The 16,406-nt window shown below is 41.2% G+C and carries 19 protein-coding genes; 10 read left to right on the top strand and 9 right to left on the bottom strand.

All coding sequences use genetic code 11. The annotated features are described in order from the left end of the window. Positions 1-238 precede the first annotated feature (238 nt). Positions 239-991, top strand: coding sequence for a sporulation protein YunB (yunB, locus tag NST12_RS13225; protein WP_270583989.1), 753 nt, complete (start codon positions 239-241; stop codon positions 989-991). A gap of 114 nt (positions 992-1,105) precedes the next feature. Here the strand turns inward: yunB and NST12_RS13220 are convergent, their stop codons facing one another. After that, positions 1,106-2,098 carry a M23 family metallopeptidase gene (locus NST12_RS13220; protein WP_341102232.1) on the bottom strand — a complete coding sequence of 331 codons (993 nt, stop codon included), beginning with the start codon at positions 2,096-2,098 and terminating at the stop codon, positions 1,106-1,108. 186 nt (positions 2,099-2,284) lie between these two features. On the opposite strand from NST12_RS13220, the gene lipA reads away from it, so the two are divergent. After that, positions 2,285-3,235, top strand: coding sequence for a lipoyl synthase (lipA, locus tag NST12_RS13215; RefSeq protein ID WP_255287945.1), 951 nt, complete (start codon positions 2,285-2,287; stop codon positions 3,233-3,235). A 282-nt stretch (positions 3,236-3,517) separates the two neighbouring features. On the opposite strand, the gene NST12_RS13210 is transcribed toward lipA, so the two are convergent. After that, positions 3,518-4,204: a YhcN/YlaJ family sporulation lipoprotein gene (locus NST12_RS13210; protein ID WP_048623925.1), complete on the bottom strand. Its 687-nt coding sequence runs from the start codon at positions 4,202-4,204 to the stop codon at positions 3,518-3,520. A gap of 137 nt (positions 4,205-4,341) precedes the next feature. Between NST12_RS13210 and NST12_RS13205 the strand changes: the two genes are divergently transcribed. After that, the gene (locus NST12_RS13205) at positions 4,342-4,617 is read left to right on the top strand and encodes a YutD family protein (RefSeq protein ID WP_270583991.1); all 276 of its coding nucleotides are present in this window, start codon (positions 4,342-4,344) and stop codon (positions 4,615-4,617) included. 399 nt (positions 4,618-5,016) lie between these two features. Here the strand turns inward: NST12_RS13205 and NST12_RS13200 are convergent, their stop codons facing one another. Then, the gene (locus NST12_RS13200) at positions 5,017-5,352 is read right to left on the bottom strand and encodes a hypothetical protein (RefSeq protein ID WP_003352471.1); all 336 of its coding nucleotides are present in this window, start codon (positions 5,350-5,352) and stop codon (positions 5,017-5,019) included. Between the two features lie 61 nt (positions 5,353-5,413). Next, a complete protein-coding gene (locus tag NST12_RS13195) occupies positions 5,414-5,677 on the bottom strand; it encodes a DUF3055 domain-containing protein (RefSeq protein ID WP_003352470.1) in 264 nt (87 codons plus the stop codon). A 105-nt stretch (positions 5,678-5,782) separates the two neighbouring features. On the opposite strand from NST12_RS13195, the gene hepT reads away from it, so the two are divergent. After that, entirely contained in the window at positions 5,783-6,223 is a 441-nt protein-coding gene (gene hepT, locus NST12_RS13190; protein ID WP_003352469.1) for a type VII toxin-antitoxin system HepT family RNase toxin, read from the top strand. 63 nt (positions 6,224-6,286) lie between these two features. Then, the gene (locus tag NST12_RS13185) at positions 6,287-7,051 is read left to right on the top strand and encodes a TIGR01457 family HAD-type hydrolase (RefSeq protein ID WP_048624523.1); all 765 of its coding nucleotides are present in this window, start codon (positions 6,287-6,289) and stop codon (positions 7,049-7,051) included. 74 nt (positions 7,052-7,125) lie between these two features. Here the strand turns inward: NST12_RS13185 and NST12_RS13180 are convergent, their stop codons facing one another. Next, positions 7,126-7,641 carry a phosphatidylglycerophosphatase A family protein gene (locus NST12_RS13180; RefSeq protein ID WP_048623923.1) on the bottom strand — a complete coding sequence of 172 codons (516 nt, stop codon included), beginning with the start codon at positions 7,639-7,641 and terminating at the stop codon, positions 7,126-7,128. Between the two features lie 371 nt (positions 7,642-8,012). Between NST12_RS13180 and yutH the strand changes: the two genes are divergently transcribed. After that, positions 8,013-9,020 (top strand): spore coat putative kinase YutH, encoded by a 1,008-nt coding sequence (gene yutH, locus NST12_RS13175; RefSeq protein WP_048623922.1) that lies wholly within the window; start codon positions 8,013-8,015, stop codon positions 9,018-9,020. A 253-nt stretch (positions 9,021-9,273) separates the two neighbouring features. On the opposite strand, the gene NST12_RS13170 is transcribed toward yutH, so the two are convergent. Further along, complete coding sequence (locus tag NST12_RS13170) at positions 9,274-9,510, bottom strand: NifU family protein (RefSeq protein ID WP_003352465.1); 237 nt, start codon at positions 9,508-9,510, stop codon at positions 9,274-9,276. Between the two features lie 133 nt (positions 9,511-9,643). Here NST12_RS13170 and NST12_RS13165 point away from each other — a divergent pair, with 133 nt between their 5' ends. Further along, on the top strand, positions 9,644-9,967 hold the full coding sequence (locus tag NST12_RS13165) for a YuzD family protein (protein ID WP_048623920.1): 324 nt from the start codon (positions 9,644-9,646) through the stop codon (positions 9,965-9,967). Positions 9,968-10,149: 182 nt separating this feature from the next. Here NST12_RS13165 and NST12_RS13160 read toward each other — a convergent pair whose 3' ends face one another. Next, the gene (locus NST12_RS13160) at positions 10,150-11,214 is read right to left on the bottom strand and encodes an NAD(P)/FAD-dependent oxidoreductase (protein ID WP_040340814.1); all 1,065 of its coding nucleotides are present in this window, start codon (positions 11,212-11,214) and stop codon (positions 10,150-10,152) included. Between the two features lie 223 nt (positions 11,215-11,437). Between NST12_RS13160 and NST12_RS13155 the strand changes: the two genes are divergently transcribed. Next, on the top strand, positions 11,438-11,674 hold the full coding sequence (locus tag NST12_RS13155) for a YuzB family protein (protein WP_003352462.1): 237 nt from the start codon (positions 11,438-11,440) through the stop codon (positions 11,672-11,674). Between the two features lie 132 nt (positions 11,675-11,806). Here NST12_RS13155 and NST12_RS13150 read toward each other — a convergent pair whose 3' ends face one another. Continuing rightward, entirely contained in the window at positions 11,807-12,490 is a 684-nt protein-coding gene (locus NST12_RS13150) for a DUF2225 domain-containing protein (RefSeq protein ID WP_341101463.1), read from the bottom strand. Positions 12,491-12,828: 338 nt separating this feature from the next. Here NST12_RS13150 and erpA point away from each other — a divergent pair, with 338 nt between their 5' ends. Together erpA and NST12_RS13140 are read left to right on the top strand one after the other, a co-directional pair. Further along, a complete protein-coding gene (erpA, locus tag NST12_RS13145) occupies positions 12,829-13,191 on the top strand; it encodes an iron-sulfur cluster insertion protein ErpA (RefSeq protein ID WP_003352460.1) in 363 nt (120 codons plus the stop codon). Positions 13,192-13,553: 362 nt separating this feature from the next. After that, positions 13,554-14,879, top strand: coding sequence for an L-dopachrome tautomerase-related protein (locus NST12_RS13140; RefSeq protein ID WP_341101462.1), 1,326 nt, complete (start codon positions 13,554-13,556; stop codon positions 14,877-14,879). A 325-nt stretch (positions 14,880-15,204) separates the two neighbouring features. Here the strand turns inward: NST12_RS13140 and NST12_RS13135 are convergent, their stop codons facing one another. Then, entirely contained in the window at positions 15,205-16,218 is a 1,014-nt protein-coding gene (locus tag NST12_RS13135; protein WP_412677263.1) for an NAD(P)/FAD-dependent oxidoreductase, read from the bottom strand. Between the last annotated feature and the right edge of the window lie 188 nt (positions 16,219-16,406).

Raw genomic sequence — 16,406 nt, 5'->3', positions numbered from 1 at the left:
CCATTTGATTGGCTCTCCCCTCTTATGCCCAATAGACCGATTTCAAATAGGAAAGCGATTCATTAAGGATATCCAGTGTTTTAGCCGTGTGAAAGTGAGCAAGAATGGGCTTCACGACGTTTGGCTCTTAAATGCATTCGGGGCAAGAAAGCGCATTTACATGTGAAGGTGCAAAATAAAAATGATTAATGAATTCCTCCTTTACGAGCATACATATAGCTTGTAAGGGGGGATTTTTTTGCCTGCATTGCGAAAGTACAAACCCCGGAGAGGACCTTTGCCTTTACGGTATGTTTTTGTCATCACGTTCATTCTTTTTGCCTGCTTTACTGCATTAAGCTTATGGCTGATTAATGCAGGGATTAAGCCTACTTTAATGAGCTATGCGGAATCAGAAACGAAAAAAATTGCTTCCATGGTCATTAATAATGCTATTAACCAAAAAGTGGCCAACGTCATGGATATTAACGACATTATCGAAACCGTTCCGAATCGCGATCAAAGCAAGTCTTCTACGACTAGACTGAATACGGAAATTATTAATCGGATTTTGGGAGAGGTAACGAATCAAGTTCAAAACAATTTGCGGGAAGCGGAAAAAGGGAAACTCGAACCGTTGGACTATGCGGATGTCAAATTAGATCCTCAGCAATCAAAAAAACTGGAAGGGATCGTATTTTCCGTTCCGTTAGGCCAGGCAACGAATAACGCCATTCTCGGCAATTTGGGCCCGAATGTCCCTGTCCGTTTTCATGCGGTCGGCGATGTTCGTTCTGATGTCAAATCGACGGTAAGACCTTATGGCATAAACAATGCTTATGTAGAAGTGGCCATCCATGTTCAAGTTAATGTGCAAATCATTATTCCTTTTTCGACCAAAACAACCAAAGTGGAACAGGATATTCCGGTGGCAATGGGAATTATTCAAGGAGACGTGCCTCAATTTTTTGGCGGAAATGGCCATTCTTCTGTTGAAATTCCGGCGAAATAAAAAGCCAGGCGTTCCCATTCGGGCTAAGGAATCGGGAACGCCATGATATCTTTTTATGGTGCGCATATTTTAAGGAAGCTTTTTTGAACGGGATTTTTGAAGAAGGGGCAACGGTTAAGAGTTATTCTTTTTACGTTCTAATCGTTCCATTCGTTCCCATTGTTTTAAGTGAGGATACGGATCGAAAGAATAATCGGTCGTGCCCGTATCTTTATACATACCGTAATGAAGATGAGGTGGGAATTTTCCTGCCGTTCCCGGCGGACCGTATCCAGTGCTGCCGACTCCGCCAATGACCGTGCCGGGTTTTACGACTTTCCCAACTTTTAGATTTTTGGAAAAACCGCTTAAATGGGCAAAATAATGGTACGTATTATTGACATCGCGAATGCCGATTCTCCATCCGCCGTATCGATTCCATCCTTTCATCTCGACAATGCCGTAGCATGTAGAACGGACAGGAACACCATAATCAGCGAAAATATCGGTTCCTTCATGTATACGGCGGCCGCCCCATCCTCTTCTGTCTCCCCAAGTACTTTTATATGAATAATTGTAATTTAATGGAATCGGGAACGCTCTGTCATAAAGATCAAGACGATTGAAAACTTTGTAGATTTTAGCCTGTTCCATAATGATGCTTACCGCTTTATCTCTTTTATAATAAGCCCATAATGCGATGCGGATATTATCTTCATCGGTTCCGTATTTCAGAAAATGCTGGCCGATGGATGCCAACAAATCTTCATCGTTGTTTCTGTCCGCCTTTCCATCACCATTTCCATCCACCCCATAGCCGTTAAAAAAGGCAATCGTTTTCGGATTGGTGTCTTCGCGATTCGGGTTTACCAAACCAGACCATTTTTCGGGGGGGATCCAAATCGAAATAGCTCCTTTAGGCTTAGGCAAGTCTTTTCGGAAGAGGCGTAAGTTTCGTTCATATTGGTCCAGCCCTGCATAGTAATACCAAGGAATGTTCGTTGCAGCTTGCATTTTTTTATATAACTCTATCCGTTGTTTGAAAATCTGCTTTTCCTTCATTGTCTGATTCTCTGCCGCCAAGGAATAAGAAGGGAAGAGGATCAGCAATAATAGCAGGAAAACCATTTTTTTCAAATGAAAGCCTCCCTTTCAAATAAAATAATCGATAACTATACTATTTGAAGAAAAAGGATTCTTTATGAGTTAAAATATTGGCAATCATGAATTCTGAATGCTTGTGTTTCCACTGGAAACTATGGTAAAGTGGCAACAAAGAGAGAAGTTTATTACATTGCCATTGTTTTCGGCTCTTTGGAAGCTACTAAAGAAATGGAGATGTTAAAAATGAGCAAAACGGAGGAATATTTAAGAAAACCCGATTGGTTAAAAATAAAACTAAATACAAACGAAAATTACAAAGGCTTAAAGAAAATGATGAGAGAGAAAAGCCTCCATACCGTCTGTGAAGAAGCGCGCTGTCCCAATATCCATGAATGTTGGGGAGTGAGAAGAACGGCAACATTCATGATTTTAGGGGAAGTATGTACGCGGGCTTGCCGGTTCTGTGCAGTCAAGACTGGTTTGCCGTCGGAACTTGACTGGCAAGAACCGGAACGGGTAGCTGATTCCGTTCAACAAATGAACTTAAAACATGTCGTTGTGACGATGGTGGCAAGAGATGATTTAAAAGATGGAGGAGCTGCCGTAATGGCGGAAACAGTACGCGCCATTCGCAGAAAAAATCCGTTTACAACTGTAGAAGTTCTGCCTTCTGATTTGGGCGGAGTGGAAGAAAATTTGAAAATTTTAATGGATTCTCGTCCAGATATTTTAAATCATAATGTGGAAACGGTGAAACGACTGACACCAAGAGTGCGGGCGCGGGCCACTTATGAACGGTCATTGGAGTTTTTGCGCCGTGCCAAAGAAATGCAGCCTGATATTCCGACAAAGTCGAGCATTATGATCGGACTTGGAGAAACAAAAGAAGAAATTATCGAAACGATGGATGATCTCAGGGCCAATCATGTGGATATTATGACGATCGGCCAATACTTGCAGCCGACGAAAAAGCATTTGCCTGTTAAAAAGTACTATCATCCGGATGAATTTGCGGAATTAAAAGAAATTGCTTTAAGCAAAGGTTTCAGCCACTGTGAAGCGGGACCGCTTGTTCGCTCTTCCTATCATGCGGATGAACAAGTCAACTTAGCTTCTAAAGCAAAAGAAATTATGGATCGGATTGAAGCGCAAAACGCCTAAAGTTTGAAATGATGACGAAATAGAAAAAGTGAGTTCAGCGTAGTTTGCTGAACTCACTTTTTCCGCTAAATAAAACATGTTGAAATAAGGTGTCAGGGGGCATATAGCCGTCCAAACCAGAGCGAGTGAGAAAAACAAAAATAGCTGTATGGAAGTTTTTCCTTTCATCCGCTTTCAACTGATTCTGCCATTTTTTGGAGATTCAGATGATTCCCGCTAGACAGGATCCGTGCGAATGTCCTGTTGCCAGGAGAATGGATTCGCAAAACCGGATTTTCATGATCATTGATGTTTTCTTTTTTGTGCATGATTATCATCTTCGAGCGGGTCGTGAATGCGTTCGCCATTCGGATTTTCGCCGTCCACTATGGAGCGTCCTTGCGGTGAACGATCCAACATGAGGTTGATGGTCCGATTGATGTTTGTTTCAGAATTTCTCGTATTGGCATCCATGGAGGCAAGGTTTTCAACGTCTCTTCTCAAATTTGGATCGTCCGTGACATAAACATGGTACCAGCGAGGGACTACGCTCATGGCCGTTCTTTTCACTTGATCTGCCGTCTCAGAACGGGAAGTATGGGCGTTTTGCCGACGGTCATAGGCTACGAGCACTTCCTCATCTGTTACAAGCGTGGCGCAGTCTTTTACGTCCGGAAGTCCGACGCTCAGTCGGCTGATCGTATCAGCCACCTGCTCTCTGTCCATAGTGTACATGTCTCGATAAGAAATGGTTTTTCCTTGAATCGGGCTTTTTTGATGACGTACATAGCCAAATGCCTCATCACGGTCATCTGTCATGATATTGTATGGTTTTCGATTTTTATCAAAAAGATCTTGATCGTTATTGACATTGAGTGTGTTTCCGTTCCGGTCGTAAATTCCCGAACGATCGCGGTCAGCGGCTTCATTATTGCAGCCGGACAAAACCGCCAAACTTAATAAGCATCCTGCAAAGATGTTTTTTTTCATCTTTTTATCCCCCCTGGGCATAGGATAACCATCTTTTTTTAAATTCCCTTTAGTAATTTGTGGGGGATTCGTTATGTTATAATGGAACAAATAAATTTTTTGGCAGTGAGGAAAGGTTTCAGAATGAGGTGAAAAGCATGATTTGCGTCAATAATCATTGCTATGAAGTAATAGAGGATTACAAAAACGGCTTTCAAGAAGAGGCTTTTCGCCATCGCTATAGTGAGATATTAGGCAAGTATGATTATATTGTCGGTGATTGGGGATATGGCCAGCTGCGGCTGAAAGGCTTCTTTGATGATCAAAGCCAAAAGGCAACTTTTGATACGAAAATTAGCACTTTGAAAGAATATTTATATGAATACTGCAATTTTGGATGCGCTTATTTTGTCTTGAAAAAAGTAAAAAAATAAAACGGTTGCTGCCGTCCTTTTTTTGCTAATCGGCTGTACTTTTCAAATGCCTTTTTTAGAGGAAAAGTGATCCTGTGAAAAAGACTGCCCTTTTCAGCGGGAATTTTCTTTTATCCTCCTGGATGATAATTTTCAACTATCCATCCGTGTACCACGGATGGAAGTTTTATTTTGTCCCGCATGGCAGTAAGTCTCCTTCTCAAAAAAAGTCCAAGAAGGGTTCAACTGCCTCTGAATGCCCGATTGGTTCAACCGGGTAGTTGAACCTTATCCCGCATTAAGGGGCTGTAACCCCCACTTCAAGGGAAGAGAGACAAGAGCAGTCCGAGAACAGGGAACTGCCCCTAAAAGCCCGATTGGTTCCACCAACCCCTAGTGACCTTAGATGGTTAGTGGACCTTATCCCTCAGGATCTAAAGGGTCGGCGTTGCGGTTTGTAGTGTATGGCGGTTCTTCAGTGCGATCAGGGTCATCATGAGGAAGGTGGGCGTCGGGATATTGCCTTGGAAGCCCTTCGTGAAGCGATTTAAATTCATAATTGAACGCACTGTGATGCCGTTGGCCTTCTTCCCAAGGGGTCGATTTATTTTCAACAGGGGTATCTTGCCCTCTTGGAGATCCATAAGGTCCTTCCGGCACTTCTTCAGGTATTAGGAAATTTTTCATGGTTTCGACAACAGAAAAATCTGAATAGGCTTGATCTTCTTTGTCCACTTTTCCAACTCGACGAGACATGGCGGCACCTCCGTATTTGGTCTATACGGTTAGTATGGACGAAATCAGGGTGATCATTCGCTTAAATCATTTCATATAAAAGTTCACGGAGTTCTTGAGCATCTGCTTCACTAAGACGGTACACTTCTTCTAAATATCCGGGCTCTTCCAAATCATCCGTACCGATAATGGCAAAGCGGTTTCCGAGCAAATCCAGCACCAGTTTTTTTCCGTAGTATTTATCTGTTTGAATAATCGCTAGATCAAATCGCTGATTTTCTCCCATAAAACTGATATAGCGTATGTTTGTTTTTTCTGTTTCGTCATATAAAAAAAAGCGTTCCATTAACCAGATTCCTCCCCTTCAACTCAGTATTTTGATTTTACCATGAGACAGCGAAGTATGGTACAATGAAAGTGGCTGAGAAGAGATAAGGGCAGGTGTTGTACCGTGTACTTTGTAGATCGAAACAAAGTCGAAGACAGGCTGACGTATTTGGAAGTTCGTTTAAGCTTATTGGAAACACAGACTGACTGGAAGACAGGTATAGAAAAGGCCGCTTTAGAGCGTGTGGCGCATTCGATCATTGAAGCGGTCATTGATACCGGAAATGATATTATCGATGGATTTATTATGAGAGATCCGGGAAGTTATGACGATATTGTGGATATATTATTGGATGAAAAAGTGATAACAGAAGAATTGGCTGCCTCTTTAAAAGAGATCATCAGCCTCCGAAAAATGCTTGTTCAGGAATATACCACCATTGATCATCAGAAAGTGGACCAAGTATTCAAAAAAAATCTTGAATTATTAAAACAATTTCCAATCAAAGTTCGTTCGTATCTGAACAATGAATTAGGTCCGGTTTCTGCTTTTAAAAATCTATGATCAGCGCTTTCTTTATGGGAGCGTTTTTTTATGAATATGACTGACGATTTGGAAGGAGTTCATATGAAAGCATATAAGGGTTATTTAATAGACTTGGATGGAACGGTGTATAAAGGAACGGAAAAAATCGAAGCCGCCGGTGAATTCGTTCATCGATTGAAGAAAAAAAATATTCCTTATTTGTTTGTAACCAATAATTCGTCTAGAACACCGGAACAGGTGGCAGCAAAATTGAGGGATTTTGATATTCCGGCCACCAAGGAGCAAGTCTATACGACAGCGATGGCGACTGCCAATTTTATGTATGAGAAAAAACCAGGTGCTTCTGTTTATGTGATTGGGGAAGAAGGACTCCGAGAGGCATTGACGGAAAAAGGATTTCGGTTTGTAGACGAGAATCCTGATTTCGTCGTAATCGGAATAGATAGATCGATCAACTACGAAAAATTGACTCTTGCCTGCCTTGGCGTCCGCAACGGGGCAACGTTTATTTCCACTAACAGCGATATTGCCCTTGTAACGGAGAGGGGTTTTCTTCCGGGCAACGGAGCACTAACATCCGTTATTTCTGTGTCGACTCAAACGGAACCTATTTTTATCGGGAAGCCGTCACCAATCATTATGGAACAAGCTCTTGAAGCATTAGGAACTTCCAAAGAAGAGACCATAATGGTGGGAGACAATTATGATACAGATATTCGTGCAGGTATTAATGCCGGTTTGGATACGCTCCTCGTCCATACTGGAGTTACTTTAAAAGAGCATTTGGAGCGTTATGAAGTAAAACCGACCTATACTGTTGATTCTCTTAGCGAGTGGGAAGTATGAAAACAAACAGCCGGGTTCTCCTTCGGACGTACAATGGGAAGGGGAGCCCGGCTGTCCGCTTTTTACACTACCTTTCATGAGTCAATCGTTTCATCGCCATTGCCGGCTCGGTGGGCAAGTCGGCTTGAAGCCGCCGCAGCAATGGCGCCGACAATGTCGTCTAAAAATGTGTTTACTTTTCCGGAAGACTTATCGTTTAAATATTCTAAAATACCCGGTTTGATTTTGTCGATATAGCCATAGTTTGTAAATCCTATCGAACCGTATACGTTTACGATGGAAAAAGCTAATATTTCATCGACTCCATATAGTCCTTCATCTGTTTGAATAATCGATTGTAATGGTTCTTCGAGCTTGCCTTGCTCTGCCAGAACATCTAATTGTATGCCTGTTAATATGGCGTTTTGAACTTCACGCTTTCCGAGAACTGCCTCTACATTTTGAATGCATTCTTCCAGCTGCAAATTGGGATGGTATTTTTTTTGTAAAAACAATACCAGTTTTGCGATATCCTCAATCGTTACTCCTCGTTTTGTCAGCCATTCGCGCGCCATTTTTTCTGTCATGTTTAATGCATCTCTTTTTTTCATTGTCATACCATCACCTTTTTTCTGTAATATTTGGAAAGTATATTTTTTTGTATTACAAGGTTTCTGTTTCTATTTTAATATACTCCATTAAAAAAGATGGAATATAAAGAATTCGATCGGTTTATTCATCTTTTGTAAGAAGACGAAAGAAATCAATCTTGAAAGCCCGTTTTCATTGATTTGCCAGATGAAAAGCGGGATCATAAATTCAATCAATAGACGCAATTATGGGAGCCAGATACATATATATTACTAGTATGTTCAAACTGCATGCTTTCAAAATTTTTTGTGGCTTATTTACACAGGTGAAACATGAAAGCTTTTGGCACGGAAAGGAACGAAACGGGGCCAGTGGCTAAAGGAGGATGGAAATGGATTACTCTCAATTGTTAGAGCAGTATTACGGCATCCAGACAGAAGCCCTCTATTCTAACCAACCCATCCGATATAAAGCAAAGGGTTATCTATATACTATTATAAATGCTACGAAATTGACACAAGAAATGCTCATCGAATTTCGCCAAATGTCTCTGCATCTTCAAAAGTTCGGTGAAAGAGGAGTATCTTCTTTTTGTTTGTCCAAAAACGGAAAATTTTTAGAAACGGTGGAAGGGCAGGACTTCATTGTTTTGCGTAATCCCGTTAAAAAAGGGAGAAGCTACAGCAACATGGGCAGAAAGCTAGCCAAATTTCATTACAGAGGCCGTTTTATCCAAGAAAAGATGGTTCAAACGAATCGAATGGGTACTTGGCGGTTTTTATGGGAAAAGAGGCTGGAGCAGCTTGAAGGCTTTTATCACCGATTGCTTCAACAATCTCCAAGCGACCCGTTTGACATTTTATTCGTGGATATTTTCCCGTATTATATGGGAATGGCGGAAAATGCCATTCAGTATGTAGCCGATACAGAGTTGGATGAAGATCCAATGGAATCTGACGCGGGGACCATATGCCATGAACGTTTTCGACCGGATACTTGGGGAAAAACGGATATCATCAAAAATCCTTTTGATTGGGTTTTTGATCATGCGGCAAGGGATATTTCCGAGTGGATTCGATATCAATTTTGGCATCAACAAACGAGATATAAGGCGGAGATTAAACAATTTATAAAGGGGTATCAATCGATTCAGCCGTTGACGGTGTTTTCCTGGAGATTGATTTTTGCAAGGCTCATGTTTCCGCTTCACTTTTTTGAATGTGTAGAAGATTATTTTATGACGCCTTCTCCCCAAAGAAAAAAGGAACTGGAAGAACAATTAACACGATATATCCGAGATACCAAAGAATACGAACATTTTTTGGCTTCGTTTTATCAGCTGGCGGAAGTGCCTGTAAAAAGAATTCAAATTCCGGTGGTGCCGTGGCTCTTACGGTAACGAAAAAAACACTATGCCTAAAAAAGACCAACTTCCGGAATGTGAAAGTTGGTCTTTTTACTCTGCGTATTATTTTTGCTTTTGTGAAAACAATGGTGATGAAATCAATCAAGACTGCAATTCAAAAAAAAGCTGATTCAAGGAAAAGAATTTCTCCCTTCGGACATATGGATAAGGACAAGCGTTTTTTATGTCTTGTTCTGCTTAGTCAAGGGATCATCTTTCTCCTGATCAGCTTCAAATTCCATCGTTTTTAAAATACTTGTTCGACTTCCACGATTCCGGGGACTTCTTCCAACAAAGCACGTTCGATACCTGCTTTTAATGTAATAGTCGAGCTTGGACAACTGCCGCAGGCGCCCAATAACCGAAGCTTTACGATTCCATCTTCAACGTCCATCAATTGACAGTCGCCGCCGTCGCGAAGTAAAAACGGACGCAATTTATCCAACACTTCTTGCACTTGTTCTTTCATTGCCTGATCGGACATTTGTATCGACTCCTTTCCTACGTTTATTATAATGACTATCATGAAAAAAATCTATCGTCTTTGTTTCGTTTTTGAAAGATTTTGGATAAAATGAAGATGAGAAACGGACAAAGGTTTGGGTGGGGGGAGAGCGGTGCAGAAGCCGATTGAAATTGTCGTATATGGTGCAGAACAGATTTGTGCAAGCTGTGTTCATTTGCCTTCATCGAAAGATACGTTTGAGTGGTTGACGGCAGCTTTGGAAAGAAAGTTTCCACATCAGCCTTTCAAGATGACGTATGTGGATATTTATGATCCACCTGAAGACAAGGAGAAAAAAAGCTTCGCATCCCGAGTGATTGAGGAAGATCTTTTTTATCCTGTGGTGTTAGTTGAAGGAAAAATGGTCGGGGAAGGAAATCTGCGATTAAAAGTCATTTGCGAAGAAATGGAAAAATACGGATACAAAGCTCCATAAAACAATGAATGAGCTGAAAGAAAGCCGATCCACTTAAGGGGCCGGGAACCTCCTTCGTATTAAAAGATGCCCGAATATTTTCATTGCTGCAGTTACGGAGGGACGGCCTTTACAATACAAACTTTTGATTTTGAAAAGTCTGGTTTTCCCGGCCGTTCGTCTGTTAGCCGGGATTGTTTCGATTAACCGTTGTGATATTTGTACAGCCATAGAACCCCGGACTTTAAGAAACGGGCGACGCGGCCGGTAATGGCACGTTCGGCCAAGAAACCAAATCCTTCTTTTTTTCCTAAAGATCCCAAAATTCCTTTCAGTTTAATTTCAGGCATTTTTTCCGGAAGGGGTTCATTTTTCCAGCGTTTCAATAAGACTTGAACGATTTGCTCTGCTTGTTCTTCCGCCAATTGGGCGCTCGGTGCATAAGGAAGGCTTGCACAATCGCCTACTACATAAACATGTTCATTGTTCGGAATATTGTGGTATTGGGTTAACTTCACACGGCCGGAAGCATCTTTTTCCACATCCAATTGCCTGACCAGTCTGTTTGCTTGAATGCCGGCAGTCCAGACAATCGCATCACAAGCAATTTTTTCATCATGGTTGTATAATGTATTTGGCTCCACTTTCGTCACATTGGCGCCATTGATCACTTCTACTCCGTGTTCCGTAAACCAATTTTGTACATAGTTGCTCAATCGTTCAGGAAAAGTGGATAAAATTCTTGGTCCTCGATCAAATAATTTCACTTTTAAATCAGGACGGCTTTCTCGAAGTTCGCTTGCCAGTTCAATTCCGCTTAGACCTGCTCCCACGATGCCGACGGTTGAACCAGCGGGCATATTGTTTAAGCACTGATATGTATTTCTCGCTTTTTCAATCGACTGAATACTATGTGTGTACTCAGCCGCCCCCGGAACTCCATGATATTTGTCTTCGCACCCCAAACCTATTACCAGCTCATCGTACATAATCGGATCTTGTTCTTTCAAATGGATGGTTTTGTTCTCCAAATCGATTTCAGTAATTTCTGCAAAAACATGCGAAAGCTGTGGATGAGTAGGAAAGGGAACCCGTACATGCTGGTCGGAAGTTGTTCCGGCTGCCAAGGCATAATATTCAGTCTTTAAACAATGGTAGGGAACCTTGTCCACAAGTGTAACGGCGACATCCTCCGGAAGATTTGGCAACAGCCGGAGCAATATTCGCATATTCCCATATCCTCCGCCAAGTAAAACCAAGTTTCTCATAAAAAATTTCCCCTTTTGTTCTGCTAAGTCAGTTTTAAAACCCTTTCAATATGAAAAATGCAATAAGAAAAATTATCTATAAAAATACCCCATACAAGAGTATAACGAAAGTTCATGTTTTTCACAACAGCTTATTAAGGGGTTTCCATCATATGTCTATTGGCAAGATACATTTCTTTTCTGACCGGCGGAACAATAGTACAATCAATCCTGGGGTGATGATATGAATCCAATTATTGAATTCTGCGTCAGCAATTTAGCAAGCGGTGCGCAAAAAGCGCTTGAAATATTGGAAGAAGATCCCAATCTGGACATTGTCGAATATGGCTGTCTTAATTATTGCACTCTTTGTGGAGAATCCCTTTTCGCCCTTGTCAACGGCGATCCTGTAAGAGGGGACTCTCCGGAAGAGTTGGTGAAGAATATATATAAACATATCGAAGAAAACCCGATGTTTTAAAAGAGAGAGCTAAAGATGGGAGGCTTGGTGTGAAAAGGGGCGAGAGAAAACGGCAAAAATCATCGTACAAATAGAATATAGAGGCTGTTTAGAAAACAAATTTTGACAGAAGAACCGGGCTTTGCCGCCTTTCTATTCCATTGTTTGTCTGATCATTTGCCACTGATTTTTTGCCATTTCCAAAATCTTTGGTTCTGTAGCGAATTTTTGCCGTTCGATTACTTTGGAAAAATAAAAGGTCGCTTCTTTGTAGTGTCCCAGACGTCTTTTTAATTCCCCGATCAAATATAAAAGTTTTATTTCAGACATTTTTGTTCGTGAAAAGTCTCCTTTTGAATAGGAATCTTCGTATTGTTTGACGGCCATTTCTAAAAAACGATTTTCTTCTTCTTGAATTTTCAAGAGACGGTATAACCAAGCCGTACGCAATGCCAGCCCGCCCGTTGTGATATTTTTTTCATGCTTTAAGGTGGCGCAATAATAAGCTAGTTTGTAGCTGTTAATCCCATCTTTTATGCAACGGTGTTTGCCGTAGTCCTGGTACACCCAGCGCGAGCAAACTTTCTCTTTGATTTCATTTAAAACGGCCGGGGGGAAATATCGGGAAAATTCCTCTGTGTAAGAATAGCCGCAATGGGGGCACACGTTTACAAAGTAAATGATCGGGTTGATTTCAGAATCTTGATAGACAGGGGAAAAATCTGTATCATAAGAAGCCACTTTTATAAAGCGGGAACGTATTTTAGTGGTGGTGAAAATTTTTTTGCAAAGAGGGCATTCTTCAGTTTTTTCGTAAAATGGTGTGATTTCCGCCAAATTTGTTCACTTCCTGAGATGTTTTATTATTTTATTTGATAGGTCTTTTTCATTATACAAAAATTTTTAAAATAGGTCTTTATTCGTTGTAAAAAAATTTAAATAGGCCTTTTTTATTATGAGAATGTATTATCTGAATGGAAAATGAAAAGATGACCCCATAAACGGATTTTATTGTCAAATCATTCAGGGACTTATTCGTGTGTTTTCAAACGGATCTATTGAGGAAAAAAGAAAAACGGATTATACTACAAATAACATCGGAATCTGCTGTTTTTAATCGGGACGGTTTGTACTCCAAAAGAATGGAAATCCAATACAAAAGGAGGTTTTTTGTGATGGAGGGAGTCATTAGCCTTACGGAAGCTGCAGCTTTTCAAATAAAAGATATGATGAAAGAAAATGAAGAAGAAGGCGCTTTTTTGCGCGTGGCTGTCAGAGGCGGCGGCTGCAGCGGATTATCTTACGGAATGGGATTCGACCATGAAGCAAGTGAAGACGATATCCAATTTGAACAACATGGCATTCAAGTATTAGTGGATAAAGCAAGCGCACCGATCTTGCAAGGAACCAAAATTGATTATAAACAATCGTTAATGGGTGGGGGTTTCACAATCGATAATCCAAACGCTATTGCCACATGCGGTTGCGGTTCATCATTCCGTACGGCGCAAAACGTTGGAACGCCGGAAGAGTGCTGAGTCTTCCGCTGGATATGGTCGTTTGATGAGGTTTGTTAATTCCGGTAAAAAATCCGCAGTCCGTGCTTGTATTTTTGAATAAAAACAACCCCAAAATTTGCGATTTAGGGTTGTTAATTACGACCTCTTTTAACGGTTTATGTTAAATCGTTAAAGGAGGTCGTTTTTTTGATGTTAAAAGACAGATCTTTTATCTTTGGAATCGGCTATTTCTTTTTCCCTCTTGTCTTGGATGCAACTATGCCACCGCCTTACTATTCTATGATGACGCCCGGCTTGAGCCCATGCCTTTTTGAACAGCAGACGTATATTGATCAAAGCAGGGAATGATCACGAGGAACCTTAAGAGGAGGTTGGATGACATGCAGGATTCCAAATACAATGGGACAGGTGACTGTCCAAGAAATAATGAGCGACAGTATTATTCCTCGCAGCTCTCCCCTTATCCAATGTATCCTTATCTGCAACATGCTTATCAACATCCTCATCCGTACCAACGAGATCCTTATCGGCTGCGGTATTTTTTTCAAGACGAGAAAGGGAAAATCGGTCGCTACCAAATACTCTTCCATTGGAACCATTTGGATTGGAATTTTCCGAATTTAAGGATGAAGCAGGAATTTGAGGAAAATCAATATTGGAGACATGCCATGCCTGCCGGTATTAAGGTTGATCAGCAAGGCAACTATTATGTATCTGTTCCCCGCTGGGCAGAAGGCATCCCTTCTACTATGAATCGCATTGTCATGAAAAATGGCAAACCGCTGTTAGAAGCTTTTCCAAGCTGGGAATGGAATAAGGCGGGCAACCCTGGAGTGCTGCAATCTGTCCTGGGATATGAAATTGATGAAAACAACCGGATGTGGATGTTAGATCAAGGGAAAATCGCCTATGCGCCTTCGCGGGAAGGTTCACAAAAATTGGTTATATGGGATTTAAATACGAATCAATTGATTGATTCGATCAAAATACCGAATGAGATTGCTTCGTATCGAACTTCCTTTTTAAATGATTTGGTTGTAGACAATAAACATGGTTTTATCTACATCACCGATTCCGGAAATGGTTGGCCCGACCACCCCGTTGTCGGTGGAATCATCGTATACAATATGAGGAAGAAAACTTTCAGACGTGTGCTTGACCGTCATTACAGCACACAAGATTTTCCGGGATTTGTTTTTGAGATTGACTCGAAACCGGTCTTTAAAGACAGACCGATTAAAATAGGGAGCGATGGTATTGCGTTGTCCGCAGATCGTTCCACTTTGTATTATTGCCCGGTTACAGGTCGAAATTTATATGCGATCGATACAGCGCTTTTGAGAAACTTTCAAACACCCTTAGATGAAATCAGTCGAGCGGTTAAAGCGATTGGAAGCAAAGGGACGACCACCGACGGGATGCACGCAGACAACAGAGGAAATGTTTTTTATACGATGCTGGAAGGGAAAGGAATCGGAGTCTATTCTCCTAAGAACAATCGGTTCCATCGCTTCGTCTCTGATGATCGGATGCTGTGGGTAGACGGGGTAGCATTTGATCAAAAGGGGTCCATTATTTTTAACAGCAACCGTCTTCATCAGATGTTTGAACGAAATCAAGACGAAATCGATTGGAGTAATCCATATAATCTCATCGTTTGGAAAGCTTTTGTAGGCAAAAATGTAAAGTCGTACTTATATGCATAAAATAACTTTTTTACAGTCATCCAATAAGCCGGATTTTCATTCCATGACTAGAAATTGCGGCAAAACCAAAAGGCATGCATCATTCACGGCATGCCTTTTGGTTTTGGACGAAAATATTTCCTGCTATTTTAGAGTACTGATTCCCCGGCGCATGTTCCATGGCTTTAAAATCAAAAACGAACCGTCTTTCAGCGATTTTGGGCAAAGGATATATCGGCGGATTGTATGTTTATGAGCTATCTGCACGATGAAGAAGTCGTTCGTTCTTGTTTTGACGAGCCGGTCCAATATGGAACTGTTCCGGTTGAACATCCTTGAAAGCTTTTTATTGTTCAAATAAAGACGTACTGTGCATTGGCTGAACGCGGGACTTTGGATCAATAAAAGCTTTTGCATTGCTGACGGCCGTAGGGGCTTCGCCGAATCCGCTTGCGATCAAATTTACTTTTCCTTCATATGTACAAACGTCTCCGGCCGCATAAACTCCGGGAATATTGGTTTCCATTTTGGAATTGACAACAATGGAGTTTTTGGCGATTTCGATTCCCCAATCTTTGATGGGACCAAGTGAAGAAACAAATCCATAGTTGACGATCAATTCATCCACTTCAATCGTTTCTTCCCGGTCTCCGCGTACTTCATTAAGAACAAGTCCATGGATTGTACGTCCGTCACCGAGTATTTTCGACGGAACGAACGGCGTTTTGATCTCCACGGTAGAAGCTTTCAGTTGTTCGACGCTGTGTTCGTGGGCGCGGAACTTATCTCGGCGGTGAATGATCGTTACTTTTTTAGCGATTGGTTCCAGCATCAATGCCCAATCGACCGCTGAATCTCCCCCGCCGCATATCGCTACATTTTTTCCTTTAAATGTATCCAGATCGTTTACGAAGTAATGAAGGTGATTTCCTTCATACTGCTCCGCTTCTTCAAGCTCCAGTTTTCGAGGTTGGAATGCTCCAATCCCTGCAGTAATAATAACAGATTTTGTATAGTGTATTTCTTTATCTGTCGTTAATCGAAATGTTCCGTCATCCAATTTTTGAAGATCAGTGACCGTTTGTTCCAGGCAAATGGTGGGCTTAAACAGCGATAATTGTTCTTTGAGTTGTTCGACTAAATCGCGTGCTTTAATTTTGGGAAAGCCGGCAACATCGTAAATGTATTTTTCCGGATAAAGAGTAGCCAGCTGGCCGCCAAGTTGGGGCAAGCTCTCAATTAATTTTACGGACGCTTGTCTTAACCCTCCGTAAAAAGCTGCAAACAAGCCGGTTGGTCCACCGCCGATAATCGTCATATCGTACATGTTCGAGTCTTCTTTCAAAACAATCTCCCCCATTTCGATATACTAGCAGATAGCCTTGCATTCATCGCTTTATTGACCAATGGAAGTTTTATTAAACACCATTTTATCATACTCCAATTCAGTGTTTCCATTTTTCAATACAACAAGAGAAAAATATTTCAAAAAATACCAAAATTCATCATTTTCTTTATAAGGGATATAATTTTGAAAACTTCCTTTTA

Origin of the sequence: Bacillus sp. FSL W8-1127 (assembly GCF_038006725.1) — a bacterium.
GTDB lineage: Bacteria > Bacillota > Bacilli > Bacillales > DSM-4216 > Bacillus_O > Bacillus_O smithii.
Note: the sequence above shows the minus strand (reverse complement) of the source record. Positions and strands in the feature narration are given on the sequence as shown.

Excerpts from the sequence above, each read along its gene's own strand:
- NST12_RS13220 (WP_341102232.1), bottom strand. The coding sequence starts at position 2,098 with ATGGTTTTCCTGCTATTATTGCTGATCCTCTTCCCTTCTTATTCCTTG.
- NST12_RS13210 (WP_048623925.1), bottom strand. The coding sequence starts at position 4,204 with ATGAAAAAAAACATCTTTGCAGGATGCTTATTAAGTTTGGCGGTTTTG.
- NST12_RS13205 (WP_270583991.1), top strand. The coding sequence starts at position 4,342 with ATGATTTGCGTCAATAATCATTGCTATGAAGTAATAGAGGATTACAAA.
- NST12_RS13200 (WP_003352471.1), bottom strand. The coding sequence starts at position 5,352 with ATGTCTCGTCGAGTTGGAAAAGTGGACAAAGAAGATCAAGCCTATTCA.
- NST12_RS13195 (WP_003352470.1), bottom strand. The coding sequence starts at position 5,677 with ATGGAACGCTTTTTTTTATATGACGAAACAGAAAAAACAAACATACGC.
- NST12_RS13185 (WP_048624523.1), top strand. The coding sequence starts at position 6,287 with ATGAAAGCATATAAGGGTTATTTAATAGACTTGGATGGAACGGTGTAT.
- NST12_RS13180 (WP_048623923.1), bottom strand. The coding sequence starts at position 7,641 with ATGAAAAAAAGAGATGCATTAAACATGACAGAAAAAATGGCGCGCGAA.
- yutH (WP_048623922.1), top strand. The coding sequence starts at position 8,013 with ATGGATTACTCTCAATTGTTAGAGCAGTATTACGGCATCCAGACAGAA.
- NST12_RS13170 (WP_003352465.1), bottom strand. The coding sequence starts at position 9,510 with ATGTCCGATCAGGCAATGAAAGAACAAGTGCAAGAAGTGTTGGATAAA.
- NST12_RS13160 (WP_040340814.1), bottom strand. The coding sequence starts at position 11,214 with ATGAGAAACTTGGTTTTACTTGGCGGAGGATATGGGAATATGCGAATA.
- NST12_RS13155 (WP_003352462.1), top strand. The coding sequence starts at position 11,438 with ATGAATCCAATTATTGAATTCTGCGTCAGCAATTTAGCAAGCGGTGCG.
- erpA (WP_003352460.1), top strand. The coding sequence starts at position 12,829 with ATGGAGGGAGTCATTAGCCTTACGGAAGCTGCAGCTTTTCAAATAAAA.
- NST12_RS13140 (WP_341101462.1), top strand. The coding sequence starts at position 13,554 with ATGCAGGATTCCAAATACAATGGGACAGGTGACTGTCCAAGAAATAAT.
- NST12_RS13135 (WP_412677263.1), bottom strand. The coding sequence starts at position 16,218 with ATGGGGGAGATTGTTTTGAAAGAAGACTCGAACATGTACGATATGACG.